Annotated in this window: 19 protein-coding genes; 6 read left to right on the forward strand and 13 right to left on the reverse strand. The window is 59.7% G+C overall.

From position 1 onward, the window contains the following. Positions 1-64 precede the first annotated feature (64 nt). From tadA to treP, 7 genes are all read right to left on the reverse strand, one after another. Positions 65-565: a tRNA adenosine(34) deaminase TadA gene (gene tadA / locus CCX46_RS24570; protein ID WP_053123497.1), complete on the reverse strand. Its 501-nt coding sequence runs from the start codon at positions 563-565 to the stop codon at positions 65-67. Then, positions 565-1941, reverse strand: a complete 1377-nt coding sequence (locus tag CCX46_RS24575) for a multicopper oxidase family protein (protein ID WP_127929646.1) — start codon at positions 1939-1941, stop codon at positions 565-567. The genes tadA and CCX46_RS24575 overlap by 1 nt, the downstream gene beginning before the upstream one ends. A 118-nt stretch (positions 1942-2059) precedes the next feature. Beyond that, positions 2060-2350 carry a PTS transporter subunit EIIB gene (locus tag CCX46_RS24580; protein ID WP_127929647.1) on the reverse strand — a complete coding sequence of 97 codons (291 nt, stop codon included), beginning with the start codon at positions 2348-2350 and terminating at the stop codon, positions 2060-2062. A gap of 2 nt (positions 2351-2352) precedes the next feature. After that, positions 2353-4881 (reverse strand): phosphoenolpyruvate--protein phosphotransferase, encoded by a 2529-nt coding sequence (ptsP, locus tag CCX46_RS24585; protein WP_127929648.1) that lies wholly within the window; start codon positions 4879-4881, stop codon positions 2353-2355. Positions 4882-4943: 62 nt separating this feature from the next. After that, positions 4944-6167, reverse strand: a complete 1224-nt coding sequence (locus CCX46_RS24590) for a maltoporin (protein ID WP_127929649.1) — start codon at positions 6165-6167, stop codon at positions 4944-4946. 107 nt (positions 6168-6274) lie between these two features. Continuing rightward, positions 6275-7924 carry an alpha,alpha-phosphotrehalase gene (gene treC / locus CCX46_RS24595; protein WP_127929650.1) on the reverse strand — a complete coding sequence of 550 codons (1650 nt, stop codon included), beginning with the start codon at positions 7922-7924 and terminating at the stop codon, positions 6275-6277. Between the two features lie 21 nt (positions 7925-7945). Continuing rightward, complete coding sequence (gene treP / locus CCX46_RS24600; RefSeq protein WP_127929651.1) at positions 7946-9388, reverse strand: PTS system trehalose-specific EIIBC component; 1443 nt, start codon at positions 9386-9388, stop codon at positions 7946-7948. A 234-nt stretch (positions 9389-9622) separates the two neighbouring features. On the opposite strand from treP, the gene treR reads away from it, so the two are divergent. Then, entirely contained in the window at positions 9623-10327 is a 705-nt protein-coding gene (gene treR, locus CCX46_RS24605) for a trehalose operon repressor (RefSeq protein WP_122844573.1), read from the forward strand. Positions 10328-10429: 102 nt separating this feature from the next. Then, on the forward strand, positions 10430-13525 hold the full coding sequence (locus tag CCX46_RS24610; RefSeq protein WP_127929652.1) for a membrane-targeted effector domain-containing toxin: 3096 nt from the start codon (positions 10430-10432) through the stop codon (positions 13523-13525). A gap of 104 nt (positions 13526-13629) precedes the next feature. Here CCX46_RS24610 and guaA read toward each other — a convergent pair whose 3' ends face one another. The 4 genes from guaA to CCX46_RS24630 form a co-directional block, all read right to left on the reverse strand. Beyond that, positions 13630-15207 (reverse strand): glutamine-hydrolyzing GMP synthase, encoded by a 1578-nt coding sequence (guaA, locus tag CCX46_RS24615; protein ID WP_127929653.1) that lies wholly within the window; start codon positions 15205-15207, stop codon positions 13630-13632. Between the two features lie 99 nt (positions 15208-15306). Continuing rightward, positions 15307-16776, reverse strand: a complete 1470-nt coding sequence (gene guaB / locus CCX46_RS24620; RefSeq protein WP_007916845.1) for an IMP dehydrogenase — start codon at positions 16774-16776, stop codon at positions 15307-15309. Between the two features lie 116 nt (positions 16777-16892). Next, entirely contained in the window at positions 16893-17441 is a 549-nt protein-coding gene (locus CCX46_RS24625; RefSeq protein ID WP_127929654.1) for a sugar ABC transporter ATPase, read from the reverse strand. Between the two features lie 135 nt (positions 17442-17576). Next, complete coding sequence (locus CCX46_RS24630; RefSeq protein ID WP_127929655.1) at positions 17577-18344, reverse strand: sulfite exporter TauE/SafE family protein; 768 nt, start codon at positions 18342-18344, stop codon at positions 17577-17579. A 100-nt stretch (positions 18345-18444) separates the two neighbouring features. Here CCX46_RS24630 and CCX46_RS24635 point away from each other — a divergent pair, with 100 nt between their 5' ends. The 4 genes from CCX46_RS24635 (at position 18445) to leuA (ending at position 23810) form a co-directional block, all read left to right on the forward strand. After that, positions 18445-19359 carry a LysR family transcriptional regulator gene (locus tag CCX46_RS24635; RefSeq protein ID WP_127929656.1) on the forward strand — a complete coding sequence of 305 codons (915 nt, stop codon included), beginning with the start codon at positions 18445-18447 and terminating at the stop codon, positions 19357-19359. Between the two features lie 103 nt (positions 19360-19462). Then, positions 19463-20842, forward strand: coding sequence for an exodeoxyribonuclease VII large subunit (gene xseA / locus CCX46_RS24640; protein WP_127929657.1), 1380 nt, complete (start codon positions 19463-19465; stop codon positions 20840-20842). Positions 20843-20845: 3 nt separating this feature from the next. After that, a complete protein-coding gene (locus tag CCX46_RS24645) occupies positions 20846-21667 on the forward strand; it encodes a M23 family metallopeptidase (RefSeq protein ID WP_127929658.1) in 822 nt (273 codons plus the stop codon). Between the two features lie 463 nt (positions 21668-22130). After that, on the forward strand, positions 22131-23810 hold the full coding sequence (gene leuA / locus CCX46_RS24655) for a 2-isopropylmalate synthase (RefSeq protein ID WP_127929659.1): 1680 nt from the start codon (positions 22131-22133) through the stop codon (positions 23808-23810). A gap of 167 nt (positions 23811-23977) precedes the next feature. On the opposite strand, the gene CCX46_RS24660 is transcribed toward leuA, so the two are convergent. Continuing rightward, entirely contained in the window at positions 23978-24769 is a 792-nt protein-coding gene (locus tag CCX46_RS24660) for an amidohydrolase (RefSeq protein ID WP_127929660.1), read from the reverse strand. Beyond that, positions 24757-25905 carry a pyridoxal phosphate-dependent aminotransferase gene (locus CCX46_RS24665; RefSeq protein WP_127929661.1) on the reverse strand — a complete coding sequence of 383 codons (1149 nt, stop codon included), beginning with the start codon at positions 25903-25905 and terminating at the stop codon, positions 24757-24759. Before CCX46_RS24665 ends, CCX46_RS24660 begins: the two co-directional genes overlap by 13 nt. Positions 25906-26068: the final 163 nt, after the last annotated feature.

A 26068-nucleotide genomic window follows, 5' to 3' on the forward strand; every position in this document is an offset into this window, starting at 1 on the left:
GTATCTCAGGTCGGCGGACCTCGCCCATCCAGCTCGGTCAGTCCCCTCTCCCTCTGGGAGAGGGTTAGGGTGAGGGGCTTTTTGCTCTTCGGGCGCGGAAGAACTCGGTCAGCACGGCGCCACATTCTTCGGCCAACACCCCGCCTTCATACAACACCCGGTGATTCAAAAATCCCTGGGTAAAAAACTGCCCCTGACTCTGCACAATCCCCGCCTTCGGCTCCAGCGCCCCATACACCACCCGCGCCACCCGCGAATGCACGATCAAACCGGCGCACATGCTGCACGGTTCCAGCGTCACATACAGGGTGCTGCCCGGCAGCCGATAGTTATCCACCGCTTGCGCGGCCGCGCGGATAGCGACCATTTCCGCGTGGGCACTCGGGTCACTGGCACTGATCGGGCAATTGAAGCCGCGCCCGATGATTTCGCCATCCTGCACCAGCACTGCACCCACCGGCACTTCGCCGAGGGCTGCGCCTTGTGCGGCGAGGGCCAGGGCTTCGCGCATGAAGTCGCGATCACGGCTGCGGTCGATGATCGCGGCAGGGCGAATCTGGCGCATCACTTCACCTCGATGGCGGCCATCAGGCCGGTTTCCATGTGGTCGATCACGTGGCAATGGAACATCCACACCCCTGGATTATCGGCCACCAGCGCCACTTGCGCGCGCTCATTCTTGCCCAGTAGATAAGTGTCGGTGAAGTACGGAATGATCTTGTGCCGGTTCGACGCGATCACTTTGAAACTCATGCCGTGCAGGTGGATCGGGTGCTGGTACTGAGTCATGTTCTTCAGTTCGAAAATATAGCTCTGACCCAGTTTCAGGCTGGCGATCGGTCGATCGGCGCAGGTCTTGTCGGTGATGTCCCAAGCCTTGCCGTTGATTTGCCACAGGCTCGGCGGCCGCCCGTTGTCGACATCGACCGACACCGAACCGACCCATTCGAAATTGAAGTTGAGTTTCTCGGCGTTGGCCAGGTCCGGCTCAGCTACCGGGTTGGCGGGCAGCGCTTTCGGCCAGTCATTCGGCGCATCGTTATTGGCCACCGAACGCAGCGTGCCCAGACGTACCGGCCCGTTGCGCAGCGACAGCTCTTCACCCGCCGCCGGCGCCTTGATCGCCAGACAAATACGCATGCCCGGACCGAGCCAGTATTCCTTGCCCAATGGCCGCGGTTCGACCGGGTTGCCGTCCAGCGCATAAATCTTCGCTTCGACGCCGGGAATGTTGATGCGGTAAGTCAGCGTGTTGTCGAGGTTGAGCAAACGCACCCGCGTGATCTGCCCGGCCGGCAGTTCGATCACCGGGGTCGGCACACCGTTGATCGTCGACAAGCGCCCCGCCGTGCCGCCACGCGCTGCTTCACGAGGAATGCTGAATTCGACGAAATTGCCTTCGTCATCGATATGCCAGTTCTTCAGGCTCAGGGTCTTTTCGTACTTGAAACCGGTGGGCTCGCGCTCTTCGATGATCAGCGGCCCGACCAGCCCGCGACCGAGTTCTTCGCTGCTGCTGACGTGTGGGTGATACCAGTAGCTGCCGGCATCCGGTACGCGGAACTTGTAATCGAAGTACTCGCCCGGCAACACCGGCAGTTGCGACACGTACGGCACGCCGTCCATTTCCAGCGGCAGACGAATGCCGTGCCAGTGAATGGTCGTCGCCACCGGCAGATGGTTGATGAAGCGCACCCGCAGCCATTCACCCTGACGCACGCGCAACTCGGTGCCCGGCGCCGACGGGCCGAATGCCCAAGCCTCGGTCTTGTGCCCCGGCACCAGCTCCACGTCCAGTGGCGCGGCGATCAGCTCGTAATCGTGCCCAGCCTCAGCGTCAGCCATTTTCCCGAGCCAATAACGCGACGCGCCCCCCGCTCCGACACCAACGACAACAAGACCGGCCAGGCCACCGAGGATTTGGCGACGGGTAAAGGACATGAACTCAACTACCTCACGTATCAGCGACAGACCCCTGAAGGCCCGTAAAAGGCGAATACGATACACCTGCGGTTGAGAAACAGTAAGGGCGACCTGAGGCCGCACGCCACTGATCGGCTTACGGTCGCAGCCCGGTAATCAAATGCACCACACCACCCTCCAAGGGCATGACGCCCGCAATACCGGCGGCGCTCAACGCCTGTTGATCCATGCTCGACACATCACGCAAAACAACCCGCACCCGCGTCAGCGCCAGTTGTTGCTGCGATTGAAGATTATCCACTCCGCCCAGCGCCGCAACGATAGCGGCGCTCAACTCGCCAGTCGGCTCGGCCGGTGCTTTCGGTGTGTCCGCGACCAGATCCGGTGTCAGGGCTTTCCAGAATGCCTTCTGCAATTGATCGAACATGTTCAGTTCTCCAGAACCCGTAAAGTATCGACGGTTGCCTCGTGAAACAGCTGCAACGCCTCGCGCACCTGCCCGGCGCTTTCCAGACCGAGCACCTGTTGCGCGATGATCTGACAATCCGCTAGCGCAAGCTCGCGCACCGTTGCCTTGACCGACGCAATCATCGGCACGCTCACCGACAGCTCGTCCACGCCCAGCCCCAGCAACAACGGCACCGCCAGACGTTCAGAGGCCATCGCCCCGCACACACCGACCCACTTGTCATGGGCGTGCGCAGCCTTCACGGTCATGGCGATCAAGCGCAAGACCGATGGATGAAAACTGTCCGCCTGACTGGCCAGGCGCGGGTGATCGCGATCCATGGCCAAGGTGTACTGCGTCAGGTCATTGGTGCCGATCGAGAAGAAATCCACCAGCGGCGCAAACAGATCCGCCATCAGTGCTGCGGCCGGCACTTCGATCATGATCCCCAGCTTCGGCCGTTCCGTCAGCCCCAGCGCCAGCACCTCCTCATCCAGCATCTGCCGCGCCTGACGCAGCTCCGACAGCTGCGTGACCATCGGCAACATGATGTGCAAACGTGTCAGATCACAGCAGCCGAGCATGGCCCGGAACTGCTCGCGCAATAACTGCGGGCGCTCCAGACACAAGCGAATGCCGCGTACCCCCAGGAACGGGTTGGTTTCGTTGTCCATGGGCACATAGGCCAGCGGTTTGTCGCCGCCGACATCGAGGGTGCGCACCACCAGATTGTGTGCAGATCCGACGCAGCGAGCGATCGCACTGTAAGTAGCGACCTGTTCGTCATGGCTCGGCGCATGGTTGCGCCCTATATAGAGGAACTCCGATCGCAGCAAGCCGACGCCCGCGCCACCCGAAGCCATCGCCTGCTCGGTTTCGGAAAATGAAGCGACATTAGCCGATACCTCGACGTGATGCCCGTCACGGGTCCTGGCGGCGAGCGTTGCATTGGCCAGCTCATGCTCATGGCGTTGACGCTGCTGCGTGTGGCGAGCCTGCCATTGATGGATCGTCGCGGGGTCAGGACGCACCTGCAGTTCACCTTTGTCAGCATCGAGCAAAACCTGAGTGCCATTGCTCAGTGCGAGCATTTGCACCGGCACCCCGCAGATCGACGGCAGGCCACAGGCGCGGGCGAGAATCGCCACGTGGCTGGTCGCCCCGCCACCGACCGTGGCAAAACCCAACACTTTGCTGGTATCGATTCGGGCAGTTTGCGATGGAGTCAGTTGATCGGCGATCAGAATGCTCCCTTGCGGCAGCTCCAGCGCCTGCTCGCCAACACCCAAAAGCAGCTTGAGCACGCGACGCCCGACATCGGTCAGATCCGCCGCCCGCTCGGCCAGTAACGCACTGCCCAGTTGCCGAAACATCGCCGCCGTCTCGTCCGTGGCCGAACGCCAGGCGAATGCCGCACTTTTGCCCGCACTGATCAGCGCTTGGGCCTGATCGAGCAGACCCGGGTCTTCGAGCAGTTCCTGATGCGCCTTGAAGATCTCGGCTTCGGCCTCGCCAGCGGCGGTATCACGCAAATGCTGCAAGGCCAGATCCGCTTCGATCAGCGCATTGGCAAAGGCCTCGCGCTCGACGTCTGCTCCGCCGCCGAACTCGCTGACGTCGAAGACCGGCTCGCTGATCTGCACCACTTGGCCCAACGCCGAACCGGGTGATGCGCAGACCCCACGCAGAAGCGTCAGCGTCTCGACTTCAACCACCTCGACAGGTGCCACTGCTGCTACCGTTTCGCCACAGCCCTCGGCCAGCAAGCGGGTCAGTGTATTGATTGCAGCGTCTGCATCTGTACCGACAGCACTGACCTGCACACTGTCACCAAACGCGGTCTGCAACGCCATGATCGCCACCAGGGATTTGGCGTTGGCCTGGGATTGTTGCTTGTGCAGGCAGATGCTTGCGCCAAACCCCTTTGCTGTTTGCGCGAACACCGCAGCCGGACGCGCGTGCAGGCCATTGGGGTTGGGCAGTCTCAACGTTTGCGAAAACAGCACCTGGCCCTCTTCCGCGACAGCCACCTCGCTGATTGCCTGCACTGCGGCGAGCTCAAGCAACGGCTGGCCGCTTTCGACCCGTCCGCTCGGCGCGCTCAGCCAGGTAAACGGCTCACCACTGACCACCAACATCAGGGTCAACAGGCTGCGCGCATGGCGGGCAATGTAATCGGCATCGAACTCGATCAGCGCCTGTCCGGCTGCAACCCGCTGCCCCTCTTCGACCAGAGAGGTGAAGCCTTGCCCGGCGAGGTTCACCGTATCGAGGCCAATATGCATCAACACTTGAACGCCATGGTCATCGGTGATGCTGACGGCATGGCCGCTGGCCTGCACGTTGCTGATGATCCCGGACAGCGGTGCGCACAGGGTCGACGAGGTCGGGTCAATGCACAGACCGTCGCCGATCACGCGCCCGGAAAACACCGGATCGGGCACCTCGTCCAGCGCCATCAGGACACCGGACAAGGGAGCCAGCAGTTGCAATTGTTGGGGTGTGGCCATGACGTCACCTGCATTTTTATGCGTTGAAGTGCCGATGGAGCGCAATGCTCCATCAGCATCGCTTATTTCCACCAGTATTCGACCTGCAATCCGACATTCGCACCGTGGCGGGCATTACCGAAGGCGCCGGTGTCGGACAACGCCGAACCTTTCGCCAGTTGGTTGGCCGCACGCTTGGCGGCCTCGTTCCAGGTGGCGTACGTGTAATACAGACGCACCTCGGGACGCGCCCAGAACTCTGGCCCCTTGGGCGACCAGGTCGGGGCAAACGTGAATTTGCTCAGCTTGCGCGTGCCGCCCGGCGCTTCGACCTGATCGTGGCCCAGTTCGCTCACCAGTTTGAAGTGTTCGCTGAGCGCGTAGGTGGGACGCACGCCCAGGGAGATCCAGTTCTGATCGGCACCGTCAGGGCGAATGTCTTTCTGATACACCGCAGCGACTTGTCCACCAAAACGCGGGGTCACCTGCCAGTCGAAAAACTCGACGATCCGGTAACTCTTGTTGCTGTCGTCCAGTTTGACGTTGCCGGTATAACCCAGCCCGGTGCCCGGCCCTTCACCATATTGCAGCGCCAGTTTGTTCTTGCCGCCGAGAAAGCCTGTCTGCACATGTTGCGTGGTGATCGCCCAGCCCCGGTGGGCATCGCGGCTGTCAGGCTTGTCGATGTAGCTCAAACCGAACTCCAGCTCACCGCCAGGATTGGTCTTGAAACCGGCGACGTTGAAGTCGTGCCGATTGATGTAGTCCTTCTGGTACAGGTTGTCCTTGCGCGAGAAGGCGTAGCTGTATTTCAGGTCGCCGATCAGCACGTCTTCGACCCCGCCTCCCGTGGCGCTCTGGTTCCAGTAATAGAAGTCGGAAATGTGAATGTCATTTCGCTTGTAGTAACGGCGCCCCGCCCACAACGAACCGCCATTGAGCGCAGGCACCGCCGACCACTGTGCGTAGGCCTGCGGCAAGCGTATCGAACCATTGTCTTCTTTGAAGGTGGGGCTGCGGTCGTAGCGGTTATACAACGAGGCCATGCCATCGACGCTGAGCACCGAACCGTCGTCGAGGGTGTACAAATCCTGGCGCAGTTCCAGTTCACCGTACTGCTCGCATTCGTTACCCAAGCGATATTTGGTCTGCGCACCGGGTAACTGGAAGCACGATTGACCGCTACTGTTGACCGACGTACCGACGCCGCTACGCAAGTAACCGCCAAACTCCAGCGCTTGTGAAGTCGGCGGTAAGGCCAGGCAAAAACCTGCGACTGCAAGGCTGCGATTTATTGTTGTTTTCATAAGCCACCCCATTGTTTTTATTGTCTGGTTGCATGAATTCGGCGCGCAAAAATCCCCCGCGCAGTGCACTGCGTGTTTTTTTGAAAGCTGGTTTTTTTAGTTAAATGTCAGGGATCGATCAGGTGCACGACGAATGACTCGTAAGGTCGCAGCATCACCTGTCGCTTGCGCAACGCGCCGTCCGGATAATTGCTGATCAACTGTCGCTGTCTCATCGATTCACTGATGACCGTCGCCGGTAATTCCACTTCACAGGGTGTCCCGTAGAAGTTGTTCACCACCAACAGGCGCTCGGCATCACCTTCACGCACATACGCCCAGACTTGCGGATGTTCCGGCAGCAATTGTCGGTACAGCCCTTCAGTGATCAACGGTTCGTGGCGACGCAGCGCGATCAGACGGCGGTAGTGATGCAGCACTGATTCCGGGTCATCAAGCTGGTGGGCAACGTTGATCTGCGCGGCATTGGCCGGTACGCCGATCCACGGTTCGACGCTACTGAAACCGGCATTCGGGCCGGCGTCCCAGTGCATCGGTGTACGACCGTTATCGCGGGATTTCTGCATGATCGCCGCCATGTTCTCGGCATCGCTGCTGCCGGCTTCGCGCTTGAGGCGAAAGATGTTCAGCGTCTCGACATCGCGATACTGCTCGATCGATTCGAACCCCGGATTGGTCATGCCCAGTTCTTCACCCTGATACACGAACGGCGTGCCCTGCAGAAAGTGCAGTGCGATGCCGAGCATCTTCGCCGACAGTTCACGGTACTCACCGTCATGGCCGAAGCGCGAAACCACTCGCGGTTGATCGTGGTTACACCAGAACAGCGCGTTCCAGCCACCACCGGCCTGCATGCCGGTCTGCCAGTCGGACAGGATTTTCTTCAGTTGAAGGAAATCGAAGTCGGCGCGCACCCACTTCTGCAGGTTCGGATAATCAACTTTCAGATGATGAAAGTTGAAAGTCATCGACAATTCTTTCGACTGCGGATTCGAATAACGTACGCAGTGTTCAAGGCTGGTCGACGACATCTCGCCGACGTTGATCAGGTCGTGGCCTTCGAAGACTTCGCGGTGCATCTGCTGCAGGTACGCGTGGACATTCGGCCCGTCGGTATAAAAACGTCGGCCATCGCTGTTGTCTTCGGGGAAGTCTTCTGGCTTGGAGATCAGATTGATCACGTCCAGACGAAAACCGCCAACGCCCTTGTCCCGCCAGAACTGCATCATCCTGAACACTTCGGCGCGCACCTTGGGATTATCCCAATTCAGGTCGGCCTGAGTGTGGTCGAACAGGTGCAGGTAGTACTGACCGGTCTGGGCTTCATATTCCCAGGCGGAACCGCCGAACTTGGATTCCCAGTTGTTCGGCTGATCACGCCAGATGTAGAAGTCACGGTAAGGGTTGTCGAGACTGCTGCGCGCCTGCTGGAACCAGACATGTTCGATCGAGGTGTGATTGACCACGATGTCGAGCATCAGCTTGATCCCGCGCTTGCCCGCTTCAGCGATCAACAATTCACAATCGGCCATGCTGCCGTAGCTCGGGTCGATGGCGTAGTAATCGCTTATGTCATAGCCGTTATCGCGCTGTGGCGAACGCAGGAATGGCGTGATCCACAAACAATCGACGCCCAGCCAGTGCAGGTAGTCGAGCTTGGCGACGATACCGCGCAGATCCCCTGTCGGGTTGCCGGCGTGGCTATGAAAACTCTTCGGATAGACCTGGTAGATCACCGAACGCTGCCAGTCTTGCATGGCGCAACTCCTTCAATAATGTCAGGCAACCCGATAACCGGGCCGGACAATCTTCATGCTCAATGCACAGGTCAGAACAAACGGCACGAGCATGGCAATCAGCATCCCGATGACGAACATCGGGATGTACTGCGGAATGATCGAGATGAAGCCCGGCAGGCCACCGACACCGATGGCCGAGGCCTGAACCTTGTTCAGCGAGAGGAATACGCAGCCGAGCGCCGAACCGGTCAATGCGGCATAGAACGGAAACTTGTAGCGCAGATTGACGCCAAACATCGCCGGTTCCGTGATACCGAAATAAGCGGAAATCGCCGAGGTCGATGCCATGCTCTTGTCCCGTGCATTACGGGTCATCCAGAACACCGCCAGCGCTGCACTGCCCTGGGCGAGGTTGGACATGACGATCATCGGCCAGATGAAAGTACCGCCCTGGGTCGAGATCAATTGCAGATCGACCGCGAGGAACATGTGATGCATGCCGGTGATCACCAGCGGCGCATACAGCAGTCCAAAAATCGCGCCGCCCACCATCGGCGCCAGGTCAAACAGCATGACCAGCCCTTCGGTAATGAAGATGCCGATGTGGCGGGTCACCGGGCCGATGACCGCCAGCGCCAGCACCCCCGTGACGACGATGGTGGTAATCGGCACCACGAGCAATTGAATGGCGTTCGGCACGCGGGCGCGCAACCATTTTTCGATGACGCTCATCACGTAGGCCGCCAACAGAATCGGCAGGATCTGCCCCTGATAACCGACCTTTTCCACCTGAAACAAGCCGAGAATGTCGAAGTACGGCAGTTGCTGCCCGTCCAGCCCGGCCACGGCCTTGCCGTAGTTCCAGGCGTTGAGCAGATCCGGGTGCACCAGCATCAGGCCGAGCACGATGCCGAGGATCTCGCTGCCGCCAAAACGTTTGGCCGCTGACCAGCCCACCAGCGCCGGCAAAAACACGAACGAGGTATTGGCCATCAGATTGATCAGGCTCCAGAGCCCGTCGAGTTTCGGGTAGGCATCGAGCAGGGTCTGCCCTTCGATGAACATGCCTTTGGCGCCGAGCAGATTATTGATGCCCATCAACAGGCCGGCAATGATCAGCGCCGGCAGGATCGGCATGAACACGTCCGAGAACACCCGCACCAGACGCTGCATGGCGTTGATCTTTTCGGCGCTTTTCTGTTTGACGTCAGCGATGGTCGACGCAGCGAGGCCGGTCTGCCGACGCAGTTCGGCGTAGACCTTTTCCACTTCGCCCGGACCGATTACCACCTGATACAAACCACCGGTGAAGAACGAGCCTTTGACCAGATCGATCTGATTGAGCGTCGCAGTGTCGACCAGGCTCGGGTCCTTCAGGGCCAGTCGCAACCGCGTGACGCAATGGGCGGCCTGTTCGAGGTTGTCGCTGCCACCGAGGCTGTGCAGCAATTGCCTGGCAATGTTCGGATAGTCGTGGCTCATGCTTGTTCTTCCGCTGTGGATTGTTGTTATTGGCAGCACGCCGAAGCGAAAAATACTCGTCTGTACGAGTTAATGCAACAACTCGTACAGACGAGTTTGTTTATGTATGTTCCCACCAGACCAACGACGAATTTTCCTACTTGACCCTAAGGTGTTTCCATCGTCCACATGGACAAAGCCCTACCCTGGCCTTAAGGTTCGAAGCTTTGAGCACCGTCGGCACCGAGCCTCCCCATGAGTAAATACAACCAGATCTATAGCGATCTGCTGGCCAGCATCACGACTGAGCGCTTGGAGCGCGGCGCCCGCCTGCCTTCCGAAACCGAACTGATGGACAGCTATCAGGCCAGCCGCGGCACGGTGCGCAAGGCGATCGAGCTGCTTCAGGAACGCGGTTTTGCGCAGAAGATCCATGGCAAAGGCACCTTCGTGCTTTCGACCAATCCGATCGAATTTCAGCTCGGCGGCATCGTCAGTTTTCAAGAGACCTATCCGCGCCTCGGCAACGATGTCAGCACCGAGGTAGTCGAACTGAGCCAGATCCCGCTTGAAGGCGCGCTGCTCGAGCACATCCATGCCGAGCCCGGCAGCCTGATCACGCGGATCAAACGCGTGCGGCGGATCGATGGCAAACGGGTCATCCTCGATATCAACCACTTTGTCAGCGATGTGATTCCCGGCCTGTCCCTCGACATCGCCGAGCAGTCGATCTATGCGCATATCGAACAGACCTTGCAGTTACAGATTGCCTACGCCCAGCGCACCATTGAAGCGGTGCCGCGCAGCAAGGACGATCAACTGCACCTGGACCTCGACGGCCAGAGCCATGTGATCGTGGTCAGCAACCAGACCTTCCTCCAGGACGGTCGTCAGTTCGAGTACACCGAATCGCGGCACACCCTGGACAAGTTTTACTTCTCCGACGTGGCACGACGCTGACCCCCGCACGTTTCGAACGACAATGTGCGGTACATATGTAGTGCACTCCCCTTGAGCGAACAGGCCATGCTCGGCCTTCATTTTCTCAAGGATGGAGAAAGCATGAACGCAGCCCAGCAACCTCCTCTGCCGAGCCCGGCAGACAAAGCAGCTCTCAAGCGGATCGCCTTTACTGTCGTGCAAAACTGCCCCGGCCTGCAGGATGCAGCACGCGAAGCCGCGCGTGATCTGCTCGAAGCAAAAGGCTTGTCGAGCCTTGATCCGGATCAGGTGTATTTCCATCGTTTCAAGACAGCCCAGAGCAGCACTCGCTCGTTTACCGGGTGGGAGCACATCCGCGAAAAACCCTACGAATCGACAACGCTGACACAACTGGTGATTCATCGTTTTCGCGCCACCGACCAAGACAACGCCGATCTTCTCGATCTGTACGGCGGCTTCTATACAGAGGGTCCGCAGGGCGAAAACTTCGACGAAAAAAACCAAGTTCGCCTGCATGGCAATGAGGTCTTGAAATCGTTTTGGAGCCTCGACTTCAGTGGTCATTACAGCGCCACTCTGACGGACTTCTGGAACAGCCACGCCGATGATTTCCGCACCTTGGCCAAGTGCAATTTCCTCAGCCGCGCGGTGCAGGCGCTCGACCTTGGGCAACTCACCGGCAGTGACTTTCAATGGTTGGTCGACTCGGTAGTGGGGCCTGTCAGCTGGCCGGTAACCCTGAGCATGCTGCAAGCGAGTCACATGGCGAGCGGGGATGTATACGCCTTCGACATTGACGGGCATGTCGCCACGCAACTCCTGCGCATTGTCGATCCCGGTGGCCGGCAGATTATTTACCTGCCCGGTGAAACCAAGGCGTTCGTGGTCAAGGAGACGGCCGCAGACCTGCACTGGTGGGTGCTTGACCAAATGAACGACGCGAACCGCCGCGCGGCCTTCATGGAGCATTTTGCACTCGCCGACCGTCAGCACATGACCGAGAACGTGACCGACCTGATGAATCGGCTGGTCGGCACCTGGGGCCGGGCCGACCATCACCTGATCAACCGCACAAACCTGCTGTTGACTGATGATGCGTTCAGTTGGCTACGCGATTCGACCCGCCAGGCGATGTTCGCAGAAGCTCAGCTGTCTCTGACATCGAATGGCGATCTGCGCAAAAAACTGTGGATCGGCTACCTGAGTGCCGGCCTCAAAGCGTTTGGGCCGATGGCCACTGTCGGCTGGCCGCTGGCGCTGCCGGTGATTGGCGCCACCCTCGCGAACATGGGCCTGAATATCGATCAGGCGCAAAACGCTAAAACCAGGGCCGAGCGCAAGGCCGGCGTACTGGGTGCGGTGCTCAATGGCATCAATCTGCTGTTCAACCTTCCATTGCTCATCGGCACCGGGCCGATGCTGGAGGTGGGCGCTGAGGTCGATGCGGCTGAGGCCGCTGAAATGGCCGAGTACAGCGAATTCCTGAGCCCCTCCGTCGAAGCTGAAAACCCGACACAGATCATGGTGCCGGACGATGTCGACATTGCCGTGCCGAACCTTGATGAAACGGTGCTGGTTCCAGCACAAAAGGCTGCACCGCCACCGGTGCCCGAACGTTATCAGTGCAACGAATTGCTCGATGGCACCGCACTCGGCGAAGAGTCCGGTAAATACCAGGGTATTTACCGACTCGATACTGATCCGCCCTACGCCATTCTGATGAACGACAATCCGTACTACGTGCGTTATTTCGCTGACTCGAATGGCGCTGGCGACTGGGCAATCGTTGATCCGCAAAGGCCCAACCAGCTTGTCCACTCCTTGCCGATTCGCCTCAATGGTGCCGGTGAATGGGAGCGGATGCCGACGCTGGGACTCAAGGGTGGCGGACAATGCATGGGCAAGCAATGCACTCCCGATATCCAACTCGACACCTTCGAACCCGCAGCGCCCGAGACACCCGAGACGCCCGCGCAACCGCTGGCAGATCCGCAACCGTCGACATCGCGCCCGCCACGCGCTGTGCGCAGCGCCTACGATATCGATCCGACTGTGCGCCGCTCGATAAAGGGCTGGGCGCTGAACCTGGATGAAACCCATGCCCAAATGCAGAGCGACGGTGCTGGCGGTCTTGGCATCGAAGACCCGTTCGAGCTGTATGCAGTCGGCAAACGCCAGCTGTTGCAGCGCTCAGCCAGAAGCTTTTTCAAGAACCTACCGTGGATTACCCAGCCTGCGCGTCCGTCGATCCCCGAGATCAACCGCCTGATGCCACTGGCCGACCTCATCGACGGAGTTTTCGAAAACGCTTCAGGACTGGTGGTGGGAGCAACTCTCGACCGCATCGCCAGTATGCGTTTTCTGATTGAAAACATGCCGGCGCTGGCCCGGCATGCGAAAACGCTCTACATGCGTGGCCTGCTCAGTGACTTCGCTCAAGTGGAATTGAACCGCTACTTCACGAGCGGCGATATGTCTGCGGATTTGCACACCTACTTGAGCAGTCTCGGCACTGACCCGGGCGGGCGTTTCAACCCGATTGAACTGGTCAAGGTCGCCAGAAGCCACGGTGTTCGGCTTCAGGCCATCGACTGCGCGGCGAGCTACAAAATGAAAACACCGCTGCCCTCCGTCGACGAGCAGATGATGGGCACCTACCTGACCAACGACATCATGACGGGGGATGCTTACCTCAACAGCCCGGAAAAATGGATCGTAGTAACGGATGCTCACAACACCAACACCTTCAGAGGGCTGGCGGGCGTCAGTGAATTGAAGAGAGGGATCGGCCTGCGTATTGATGAAGTCGCAGCCGATGAAGAACTGGGTGTGGATGTCGATCCGGGCATTGAAATACCACGCGGCAGCTCTCCTGGCAGTGGCGCCAGACAAGGCAATCTGGATCTGCTTCGCGCCGACTTGCGCTTGAAAGTCCAGGCACCCGAGGTGAACTGGAGCGAGGTGACGCTGGAAAATCTGCTGCATAGGCGCGGCATGTATCTGTTCAAGAAAACCGGCGATGCCTACACCCTGATCCATCGCAGCAAGCAAGGCATGCTCCAGCGCACCGCAATCACTCGCTTGAGCGACGGCAAGTTCTCCATCCACCGACCCGCCTGGCAGCGCGTGAATGACGTCGAATTTGCCAGCCTGGAAGAGATGTCCCAGCGTCTGGTCGAGACTGGGCTGATCCTGCAAAGCCGAATCCCTGATTGAGTTTTCGGTGATAGAGAACGTCAAAAACGCAGAGGCCGCGTGAAACATGGTTTCACGCGGCCTCTTGATCTGCCTGCCGTCACGCCATCAAGGCGTGCGCGGGATCACTCCCACTCAATGGTCGCCGGCGGCTTGCTCGACACGTCGTAAGTGACGCGCGAAATGCCTTCGATTTCATTGATGATGCGGCCGGAGACGGTTTCCAGCAATTCGTAAGGCAGGTGTGCCCAACGTGCGGTCATGAAGTCGATGGTTTCTACGGCACGCAGGGCGACAACCCAGGCGTAACGACGGCCATCGCCAACAACGCCAACCGACTTCACTGGCTGGAACACGACGAATGCCTGGCTGACCTTGTGGTACCAGTCGGCTTTGCGCAGTTCTTCGATGAAGATGTGGTCAGCACGACGCAGCAGGTCGGCGTATTCCTTTTTCACTTCACCGAGGATGCGCACGCCCAGGCCCGGGCCCGGGAACGGGTGACGGTAGACCATGTCGTACGGCAGACCCAGTTCCAGGCCCAGACGACGGACTTCGTCCTTGAACAGTTCGCGCAGTGGCTCGACCAGTTTCAGGTTCATCTCTTCCGGCAGGCCGCCCACGTTGTGGTGCGACTTGATCACGTGGGCCTTGCCGCTTTTCGCGCCAGCCGACTCGATCACGTCCGGGTAGATGGTGCCCTGAGCGAGGTACTTGATGTTGTCCAGTTTGTTCGATTGGGCATCGAAGACGTCGATGAAGGTGCGACCGATGATCTTGCGCTTCTTCTCCGGATCGGCTTCGCCGGCCAGGTTGTTCAGGAACTGCTCTTCAGCGTTGGCGCGGATCACTTTGACGCCCATGTTCTCGGCGAACATGGCCATCACTTGCTCGCCTTCGTGCAGACGCAGCAGGCCATTGTCGACGAAGACGCAGGTCAGTTGGTCGCCGATGGCTTTGTGCAGCAGCGCAGCAACTACCGAGGAGTCAACGCCGCCGGACAGACCCAGCAGCACGTTGTCGGTGCCGACCTGTGCGCGGATGTTGGCGATGGCGTCTTCAGCGATCTTCGACGGGGTCCACAGGGCTTCACAGCCGCAGATGTCGAGGACGAAGCGCGACAGGATGCGACCGCCCTGCTTGGTGTGGGTTACTTCCGGGTGGAACTGCACGCCGTAGTAGCCACGGTCGTCGTTGAACATACCGGCGATCGGGCAGCTCGGGGTGCTGGCCAGAATGTGGAAGTCTTCCGGCATCTTGGTGACCTTGTCACCGTGGCTCATCCATACGTCGAGGCCGAACAGGCCGTCAGCGTCGATGTGGTCTTCGATGCCGTCGAGCAGGCGGCTCTTGCCGACCACGTCAACACGGGCGTAACCGAACTCACGCAGTTCGGAACCTTCAACCTTGCCGCCCAGTTGCTCGGCCATGGTCTGCATGCCGTAGCAGATACCGAAGACCGGTACGCCCAGGTCGAACACTGCCTGCGGGCAACGCGGGCTGTCGGCGACGTGCACGGACTCGGGGCCGCCGGCGAGGATGACGCCTTTAGGAGCGAATTCGCGGATCGCATCTTCGTCCATGTCGAACGGGTGCAGTTCGCAGTACACACCGATTTCGCGCACCCGGCGGGCAATCAGTTGGGTGTATTGCGAGCCGAAGTCGAGGATCAGGATGCGGTGAGCGTGAATATCGAGGGCCATGATTCAGTCTCGTCTAAGTCGTTCAGAAACAGTCGTGATTCAGAAACAACTCGGGGCTGAATCAAACAGCCCCGGTTGCTTACTTTATTGCTTGAAGGCTCAACCTACGCGGTAGTTTGGCGCTTCTTTGGTGATCTGCACGTCATGGACGTGGGATTCGGCCATACCAGCGCCGGTGATCCGCACGAACTCAGGCTTGGTGCGCATTTCTTCGATGTTGGCGCTACCGGTGTAGCCCATCGAAGAACGCAGACCGCCCATCAACTGGTGAATGATCGCGCTCAGGGTGCCTTTGTAAGGAACACGGCCTTCGATGCCTTCCGGAACAAGTTTCTCGGCGCCTGCCGAGGAGTCCTGGAAGTAGCGGTCGGAAGAGCCTTGTGCCTGGGACATGGCGCCCAGCGAACCCATGCCGCGATACGCCTTGTACGAACGGCCCTGGAACAGTTCGATTTCGCCCGGCGCTTCTTCAGTACCGGCGAACATCGAGCCCATCATCACGCAGGAAGCACCGGCAACGATGGCCTTGGACAGGTCACCGGAGAAACGGATGCCGCCGTCGGCGATCAACGGAACGCCAGTGCCTTCGAGGGCAGCGGCAACGTTGGCGATGGCACTGATTTGCGGGACGCCGACACCGGCGACGATACGGGTGGTGCAGATCGAGCCAGGGCCGATACCGACCTTGACTGCGTCAGCGCCTGCTTCGGCCAGAGCCTTGGCAGCAGCGCCGGTGGCGATGTTGCCGCCGATCACCTGCACTTCAGGGAAATTCTCTTTGACCCAGCGAACACGGTCGATCACGCCTTTGGAGTGACCGTGCGCGGTATCGACTACCACGACGTCAACGCCAGCATTGACCAGAGCGGCAACGCGGTCACCGGTGTCTTTACCGGTGCCGACAGCGGCGCCCACGCGCAGACGACCTTGATCGTCCTTGCTGGCCAGCGGGTAGGCTTTGGCTTTTTCGATATCGTTGACGGTCATCATGCCTTTGAGGGCGAATTTGTCGTCAACGATCAGCACACGCTCGATGCGGTGCTTGTGCAGCAGTTCGCGTGCTTCGTCTTTGCTCGCGCCTTCCTTGATCGTGACCAGACGCTCTTTGGGCGTCATCACTTCACGGACGGTGGCTTCCAGACGGCTTTCGAAACGCACGTCACGGGAGGTGACGATGCCGACCAGGTCGCCATCGTGCAGTACCGGAACGCCGGAAATATTGTGCATGCGGGTCAATTCGAACAGGTCACGCACCGTGGCATCAGCCTCGATGGTGATCGGATCCTTGACGACGCCGGCTTCGAACTTCTTGACCTTACGCACTTCGGCAGCTTGCTGCTCGATGGTCATGTTCTTGTGGATAATGCCGATGCCACCTTCCTGAGCCATGGCGATTGCCAAACGGGCTTCAGTGACGGTGTCCATTGCAGCAGAAACCAGAGGAATGTTCAGTTCGATGCCACGGGTAAGGCGGGTCTTGAGACTGACTTCGTTAGGAAGCACCTCGGAATAACCAGGCACTAGGAGAATGTCGTCGAATGTCAGAGCTTCTTGGCTGATACGCAGCATCGCGGGGGCTCCCGAGCGGGAAAATGGAAGCGCGCCATTATAGTCAGACACCCCCTGCTGTTCAATGTAAAACTCAGCTTAATATCAATGTTGCTGATATACGGAGATCCCCGGCCCTACAGCTCCACCTTGACCCAAGAGACAGGTTGATCGAGCCAATCAGCAAACTCATCGATAAAGCTTTGCTTGAAGCCCGCCTCCAGCCAGTTGTTGAAGATGAAACCGAGGTTGGAAAACGCACATTCCTGCAAAAACAGAAAACCGTTGATGTCATCTTCATGCCCGCATTCCGGGCAAGTGAAGTTATCGGTGCGGCCCGGGAACCAGTCTTCGAGGCTTTCGAACAGGGCTTCGCCGACTTCACGACGGCACTCGGCGCAACCGGCCTCTTCGAGAAAGCCCTTCGCCGGGGTGTAGATGCAACGCTTGGTGACGATCTCCAGGCCGTTGATCGGCTCACCGAATGGCAACGCTTGCGGGTGCAGGACCACGGCCCTCGCGCCGTCGGCGATCGCGTAAGCCATGCGATTGCCGGTGCGGCCACAGGTGCTCAGCTCTTCTTTGATGATGTTCTTGCGCACCAGCCAGCGCAGAATCGCCCGGGCCCGGGGTTCGTGGACCGGCAGGGTGGAGATTTTCGGGACGATGATGCTTTGCGAATTCATGGAAAGTCCTGCGGTGTGGCTTCTGACGCCTTCGCGAGCAGGCTCGCTCCCACATTGGTATGCGCTACCTGTGGGAGCGAGCTTGCTCGCGAAGAGGCCCTTAAAGCCGGCAGCTTAATCCCTGACGAAATCCGGTCAAGTGCTGAGGTAACGCCCGATCAGCGCAAGCCCGCTCGCCAGTACCAGCCACGTCACCAGCCGCACGAACGCCTCGCGTGACAAACGCATGGTCAACCGCCGCCCGATCCACAACCCCAACGCCATGGCCGGCAACAGACACAGCGCCAGCATCAACAAGGGTAGCTCGGCATACACACCAGCGATGGCGAACAGGCTCAAGCGCACCACCGTGCTGCAACTGATCAGCGCACTTTGCGTGGCCCTGGCGGCCTCTTTCGGCAGACGGCTGTTGAGATAAATCGCATATAAAAAGCCGCCACTGCCAAACAACGCCCCGAACAATCCACCCACAGTCCCCATCGGCACTGCCCACGCCGCCGCCAACTGCGCTGGCCGCGCTTTCACCCACAGGCTGTAAATCGCGTAAACGCTGATAAACAGCCCCATCAGCAACAGCAACACATCGGATTTGAGGTTGAGCAGAAAAATCACCCCTAACGTGCAACCCACCGCCATGCATGGCAGCAGCCGCAACAACTCCGGTTTCGCCACATCGCGCCGTGACGGCAGCAGATTGCCGAACGCTGCGACAAAGTCCAGCAACACCAGCAACGGCACAATTTTCGACAACGGCATGAACAGAATCAAAATCGGCCCCGCCACCAGTGCCGTGCCGAATCCGGCAATGCCGAACACGATGTAAGCCAAGGCGATGCCCAGCCCGATCACCGCCCAACCACCGGCCCCCCACGACCACTCACTCAATAACCCCACCACGCTCATCGATGCGCTTCCTTAATAAGCCTGAGATGACTTTAGCCAGCCCGGTGTCTTGCGACTAATATCTTCAAAGCCACCGACTCATCTCAAAAAGGCATTACTTGTGCTTTCGACTCGTCAATTGCGCTATTTCGTGGAAATCGCTGAATGCGGCAGCTTCAGTGCGGCGGCCGAGCGTCTGTTTATCGCGCAATCGGCGCTGAGCCGGCAAATCAAGGACATGGAAACGCGTCTGCAAACGCCGTTATTCGAACGCACGGCGCGCCAGCCCAGACTGACCGCGGCGGGCGAAGCGTTTCTGCCGCGGGCACGCAATCTGCTCAATGAACTTAGCAAAGCCAGCGCCATGACCACTGAGGTCGGCAATGGTCAGCTCGGCACCTTGCGCCTCAGCCATTCCAGCACCGTGTCGATCAGCGGTCGTTTGCTCAGTGACATCGGCGCTTATCTGCAGCAACAACCCGGTGTATCGCTGGACATCGGCAAGTTGTCTTCCGAGGCGCAACTGGAAGAATTGGCCGAGGGCCGACTCGATATCGGCCTGCTGCGCCTGCCAGTGTTGCGTCAGCGTGAAGGGATTCAGATTGTGCCGCTGTTCACTGAGCGATTGCTGCTGGCGGTTCCGATGGATCATCGGTTGGCCGCCGCTGAGCGTGTCGACCTGGCACAGTTGAAGGACGAAGCGTTCATCTCGATCCCGCACCCACAACGTGGCGGCCTGAGTTATCTGTGTGCCGATCTGTGCATGCGTCAGGGTTTCTTCCCCAAAGCTGCGCGGGTGATGTCGCGCAAAACCACGCAGTTACAGTTGATTCAGGCCGGGTTCGGCATCGCCCTGCTGCCGGAATCGATGCAGGACATTGCGCCGAGCGGCGTGCGCTTTCTGCCGCTGACCGATCCCGATTGCCAAAGCACCGTCGCCCTCGCCTATCGCCAGAATCCCACACCCCTGATTCACCACTTCATCGAAACCTTCCCCCCCCCTTGTAGGAGTGAGCCTGCTCGCGATAGCGGTTGAAAATTCAACCTATCCTGCGACTGACACACCGCTATCGCGAGCAGGCTCACTCCTACAGGGGACTTGTGGTGATTCAACGGCAAATGCCTTTAAACTGCGCCCCATGATTAAAGATCCCTTTGCAAGACTTGGCCTGGACCGTGAAGTCCTGACCGTCAGCCAGCTCAACGGCCGCGCGCGGGTGTTGCTTGAAGACGTGTTCAGCAACATCTGGGTCGAAGGCGAAATCTCCAACCTCGCCCGCCCGGCGTCCGGCCACATTTATTTCACTCTCAAGGACAGCGGCGCGCAGGTGCGTTGCGCGCTGTTTCGGCAGAACGCCGCGCGGGTTCGTCAGGCATTGAAGGATGGCCTGGCCGTCAAAGTGCGCGGCAAGGTTTCGTTGTTCGAGGGTCGTGGCGATTATCAGTTGATTCTCGACACCGTCGAACCTGCCGGTGACGGCGCGCTGCGCCTGGCCTTCGATGCGCTGAAAGAAAAGCTCAGCGCCGAAGGTCTGTTCAGCGCCGAACGCAAAGTGCCGCTGCCGGCGCATCCGCAACGCATCGGCATCATCAGCTCGCCGACCGGCGCGGTGATTCGCGACATCATCAGCGTGTTCCGCCGCCGTGCGCCGCAAGTGCAACTGACGTTGATCCCGACGGCTGTGCAGGGCCGTGAAGCCACCGCGCAAATCGTCCGCGCGTTGAAAATGGCCGATGCCCGTGGCTTCGATGCGCTGATCCTCGCCCGTGGCGGCGGCTCGCTGGAAGACCTCTGGTGTTTCAACGAAGAAGCCGTGGCCCGTGCCGTTGAGGCCTGCGTGACGCCGATTGTCAGCGCTGTCGGCCATGAAACCGATGTGTCGATCAGCGATTTTGTTGCCGACGTCCGTGCGCCAACGCCGTCCGCTGCCGCCGAATTACTCGCACCCGATTCCAGCCATCTGATCCGCCAGGTCGAAAGCCTGCATCGCCGTTTGGTGATGCGCATGCGTGACCGCTTGATGCGTGATCGCCTGCGCCTGGAAGGCATGGCCCGTCGCCTGCGCCATCCCGGCGAACGGCTGCGCCAGCAGGCTCAGCGTCTGGACGATCTGGACATGCGCATGCGCCGGGCGTTCGAGCGCCATCTCAATACCCGCCGCGAACGCTTGATCCGCCTGGAGACGCGCCTCGCCGGCCAGCATCCGGGACGGCAATTGGCGATGTTGCGCCAGCGTCTCGACAGCCTTGCCGAACGCCTGCCCCGCGCCATGCGTGAAGGCCTGAAAAACCGTCGTCTGCAACTGCACAGCCAGATGCAGACGCTGCACGTGGTCAGCCCGTTGGCAACGCTCGGTCGTGGCTACAGCATTCTGCTCGATGAGCGTGGCCACGCAATCCGCAACGCCGCCCAGACCCACACAGGCCAGCGCCTGAAAGCCAAACTCGGCGAAGGCGAACTGCAAGTGCGCGTCGAGGACAATCACCTGACGCCCGTCACCCTCTCATTACTGGACTGATCCATGCCGCGTTTTCTGGCTCCACTGTTTTTGCTCTGTCTGACCTTCAATGCCCACGCCGACAGTTACATCACCCGGCTGCTGAACAAACCGGTGCCGGGCGGCGTCGCGGTGGTTGATCTGGGCGCGGCTGCACAGGCGCCGAAAGCCACGTATCAGGGCAAACCGGTGCTGGTGGTAAAAGAGCAGAACAACTGGCTGGCAATTGTCGGCGTGCCGTTGACGGTGAAGCCGGGCGCGCAGCAGATCAGCAGTGGCGGGCGCAATCTGCCGTTCACCGTGGGCAACAAAAAATACCCCGAACAGCGCATTACTCTGAAGAACAAGCAGCAAGTAAACCCGGATCAGTCGAACCTCAAGCGCATCGAAGGCGAACTGGCCGAGCAGATCAAGGCCTACCGCAGCTTCAGCCCGAACACGCCGAGCAATCTGCTGCTGGACAAACCGGTAAACGGGCCGCTGTCGAGCAAGTTTGGCGTGCGTCGATTCTTTAATGGTGAGGAACGCAATCCCCACGCGGGCCTCGACTTTGCAGTGCCGGCGGGTACGCCGATCAAGACCCCGGCGGCGGGCAAGGTGATCCTCACCGGCAACTACTTCTTCAACGGCAACACGGTGTTTGTCGACCATGGACAGGGCTTTATCAGCATGTTCTGCCATATGTCGAAGATTGATGTGAAAGTCGGCGATCAACTGGCGCGGGGCGCGGTGGTCGGCAAGGTTGGCATGACCGGCCGCGCGACCGGACCGCATATGCACTGGAATGTCAGCCTGAATGATGCGCGGGTGGATCCGGCGATTTTCATTGGCGCATTTCAGCCTTGAATATGTATTGAGGCGATCGGCCTCTTCGCGAGCAGGCTCGCTCCCACACTGGATCTTATTCACAACACAGATCCCCTGTGGGAGCGAGCCTGCTCGCGAAGGCGGCCTGTCCAACCCACAAATACCACTGACACTTAACCAACATCAATTGCGCCCCAATCTAACCTCACGCAAACTTCAGAAAGATCCGCTGACTTACTCGCAATAAAATCCCGCAAAAACCCGCTTTCCGAGTATTCCTCTCAATTTTTTCCGACTGCTTGCCATCCTCTCCCCTCGCGGTTAGGGTTGAAGGCATGAAAACCTCTCACACCCTCATTCAGCTTCGCCAGCACCGCAGCCTGTGCCTCGTCAGTGCACGACTGCCAGGCTGAATCGCGGCACCTCGTCCCACGCTTTTCCAAGAACATTCGTTCCACCGGCAGGCCGCCTCTTTTCGGCCCAGACAATAAGGAATTTCCCGATGAGCATGCTCAAAGATCCGTCTTCGAAATACCGCGCGTTTCCCGTCATCAACCTGCCGGATCGCACCTGGCCGTCGAAAACCATCGACACCGCGCCGATCTGGTGCAGCTCCGACCTGCGTGACGGCAACCAGTCGCTGATCGAACCGATGGACGCGGTAAAGAAGCTGCGCTTCTGGAAAACCCTCGTGCAGGTCGGTGTGAAAGAAATCGAAGCGTCGTTCCCGGCGGCTTCGCAAACCGACTTCGACTTCGTGCGCACCCTGATCGAAGAAGGCCACATCCCGGACGACACCACCATTCAGGTGCTGACCCAGGGCCGTGAAGACCTGATCGAGCGCACTTTCGAATCCTTGCGCGGTGCGAAGAAAGCCATCGTTCACTTGTACAACGCTACCTCGCCTTCTTTCCGTCGCATCGTCTTCAACCAGGACAAGGACGGCATCAAGGCCATCGCTGTGAACGCGGCCAAGCTGTTCGTCAAATACGCCGCAATGCAGCCGGGCACCGAGTGGACTTTCGAATACTCGCCGGAAACCTTCAGCGCCACCGAGCTGGAGTTCGCCAAGGAAGTCTGTGATGCGGTGATTGAGGTCTGGAACCCGACGCCTGAGCACAAGATGATCCTCAACCTGCCCGCCACCGTTGAGTGCGCGACGCCGAATATCTACGCCGACCAGATCGAGTGGTTCGGCCGCAACATCAACCGTCGTGACAGCGTGATCATCAGCCTGCACACCCACAACGACCGTGGCACTGGCGTTGCGGCTACCGAACTGGGCCTGATGGCGGGTGCCGATCGCGTCGAAGGCTGCCTGTTCGGCAACGGCGAGCGTACCGGTAACGTCGACCTCGTCACCGTCGCACTGAACATGTACACCCAGGGTCTCGACCCGCAGCTGGACTTCTCCGACATCGACGGCGTGCGCAAAGTCGTCGAAGAGTGCAATCAGATTCAGGTTCACCCACGTCACCCGTACGTTGGCGACCTGGTGCACACCGCGTTCTCCGGCTCGCACCAGGACGCAATCCGCAAAGGCTTCTCCCAGCAGAAACCCGATGCACTGTGGGAAGTGCCGTACTTGCCGATCGACCCGGCCGACATTGGCCGCAGCTACGAGGCGGTGATTCGCGTCAACAGCCAGTCGGGCAAGGGCGGCATCGCTTACTTGCTGGAGCAGGAATACGGCATCAGCCTGCCACGTCGCATGCAGATCGAATTCAGCCAGGTGGTGCAGCGTGAAACCGACCGTCTCGGCCTGGAAATGACTGCCAAGCAAATCCACTCGCTGTTGATCAGCGAATACCTGCAAGCCAACACCCCGTACGCGCTGGTCAGCCATCGCCTGCAGGAAGAAAACGGCAACAGCAACGTCGAAGTGGAAGTGGCGAGCAAAGGTCAGGGCGAAACCAACCTGCACTGGCGCGGCAAGGGCAACGGTGCGCTGGAAGCACTGGTCGCCGGCCTGCCGGTTCCGGTGGAGATCATGGACTACAACGAACACGCGATCGGCGCGGGCACCAACGCCAAAGCAGCGGCGTACATCGAGCTGCGTGTGAATGGCGAGCGTGCGGTGCACGGCGTGGGCATTGATGAAAACATCACCACGGCCAGCTTCAAGGCCCTGTTCAGCGCGCTGAACCGCTCGCTGAGCCAGCCTGAGGCGAAAGCGGCGTAAGTCATCGCTGAAATGCAAAAGGCCCCGGCGTTTGAACTCCGGGGCCTTTTTTGCCTGCGATCGTTCCCACGCTCTGCGTGGGAATGCCTCAAGGGACGCTCTGCGTCCAGTGACGCGGAGCGTCACGGGCTGCATTCCCACGCAGAGCGTGGGAACGATCAGTTACCTCAGGTGAACTCGAAGGTGTCGGCATCCAGATTCGCCGGGAAACGCTCGCGATACGCCGCCAGTGGCGCCGCCTCAAGCACGACCTTGAACACCCCGTCGGCCTCCCCCGCCGCCAGCAAGGTTTCACCCTGGAAATCCAGCACCTGACTGTCTCCGGTATACGCGAAACCCTTGCCGTCGGTACCAACACGATTCACCGCCGCCACATAGCAAAGGTTCTCGATCGCCCGAGCAGGCAACAGTCGGTTCCAGTGCAACCGTCGCGCACCCGGCCAATTCGCCGTGTACAGCAGCAGATCCGTATCTTGCGCATCGCGGCTCCACACCGGAAAACGCAGGTCGTAACAAATCAGCGGGCGGATCCGCCAGCCCTTGAGTTCGAACTGCACCTGGCGTTCGCCGGGAGTGTAGTGGTTGTGCTCACCGGCCATGCGGAACAGGTGGCGCTTGTCGTAGTGCAGCACTTCGCCGTCCGGCCGTGCCCATAGCAAGCGATTGCGATGACTGCCGTCAGCCGCCTGAATGATCACACTGCCGGTGATCACTGCATCGAGCTTCGCCGCCTGAACCCGTAGCCATTTGTGCGTCGGACCGTTCTCGGCTTCGGCGAGGGTTTCCGACTCCATGGAAAAACCGGTGGTGAACATCTCCGGCAGGATGATCAGATCAGCGCCCTGCGCCTGCTCCAGCAACTGCTCGAAATGCTCGAAATTGGCCTGACGGTCATGCCAGGCCAGGCTGGTCTGGATCAGCGCCAGGTTCAGATCGGGTAACGCACTCAGATCACGCATAGTTTTGCCGCCGCTTCGCGCAGCGTCTCCTCGCGTTTGGCAAAGCACAGGCGCACCAGGCGCTGGCCTTCGGGTGGGCTTTGATAGAAGACCGACACTGGAATACTCGCCACGCCGTGTTCGCGGGTCATCCACATGGCCATCTCGACGTCATTCAGGTCGGGGCGGATCTGCGAGTAATCCACCAACTGAAAATAAGTGCCGGCGACACGGCTGAAAGTGAAGCGCGACGGCGCCAGCAGATCGCAGAACAGATCGCGTTTGGCCTGATAGAAAGCAGGCAGCTCTTCGACGTGTTCGGGATGCTCGGCCATGTAATCGGCCAGCGCGTATTGCAGCGGTGTGACGCCGCAGAAACTGACGTACTGGTGCACCTTGCGCAACTCGGCCGTCAGCGCTGGCGGCGCGACGACGTAGCCGGTTTTCCAACCAGTGACGTGATAGGTCTTGCCGAACGAGCTGACCACGAACGCGCGCTGATACAGTTCTTCATGGGCGAGCACGCTGACGTGCGGCACGCCGTCAAACACCAGGTGTTCATAGACTTCGTCGCTGATCAGGTAGATGTCGCGATCACGGATCAGCGCCGCCAGTTGATCCAGCTCCGCACGGCTGATCAGTGCACCGCTCGGGTTATGCGGGGTATTGATGACGATCATTTTCGTGCGCGGGCTCAGGGCCGCAGCGAGCTGGTCGAAATCGATGGAGAAGTCGTCCGGGTTCAACTGCACATGCACGCAACGACCGCCCGCCAACTCCGTGGCCGGCTCGTAGCTGTCGTAGCACGGATCGAACACGATGACTTCGTCGCCGCTGTGGATAACCGCTTGAATCGCACAGAAGATCGCCTGGGTCGCGCCCGGCGTCACGGTCACTTCGTTGTCGGCATTGACCTGCACGCCATAGCTGCGAGCGATTTTCGCCGCAATCTGCTCGCGCAGCGCCGGCAGCCCGGTCATCGGCGAATACTGGTTGTGGCCACTGGCAATGTGCCGACCGACCGCATCGCGCAACGACTGCGGGCCGTCAAAATCAGGAAAACCCTGGGACAGGTTGATCGCGCCGGTTTGCGCGGCGAGCTGAGACATCTGCGTGAAAATAGTGATGCCGACATTCGGCAGCTTACTGGTGATCATCGGGGGTTCCCTGCTCAACACCCGGCTCTGACGACGGCGCGGGAGAGCCCGAGGATAGCCCATCCGCCGCCCATAAAAAAAGGGCGCCGGATGGCACCCTTCTCTCATGTTGATCGTTCCCACGCTCTGCGTGGGCATGCAGCCTTGGACGCTCTGCGTCCAC

The organism is Pseudomonas sp. RU47 (assembly GCF_004011755.1).
Classification (GTDB): Bacteria; Pseudomonadota; Gammaproteobacteria; order Pseudomonadales; family Pseudomonadaceae; genus Aquipseudomonas.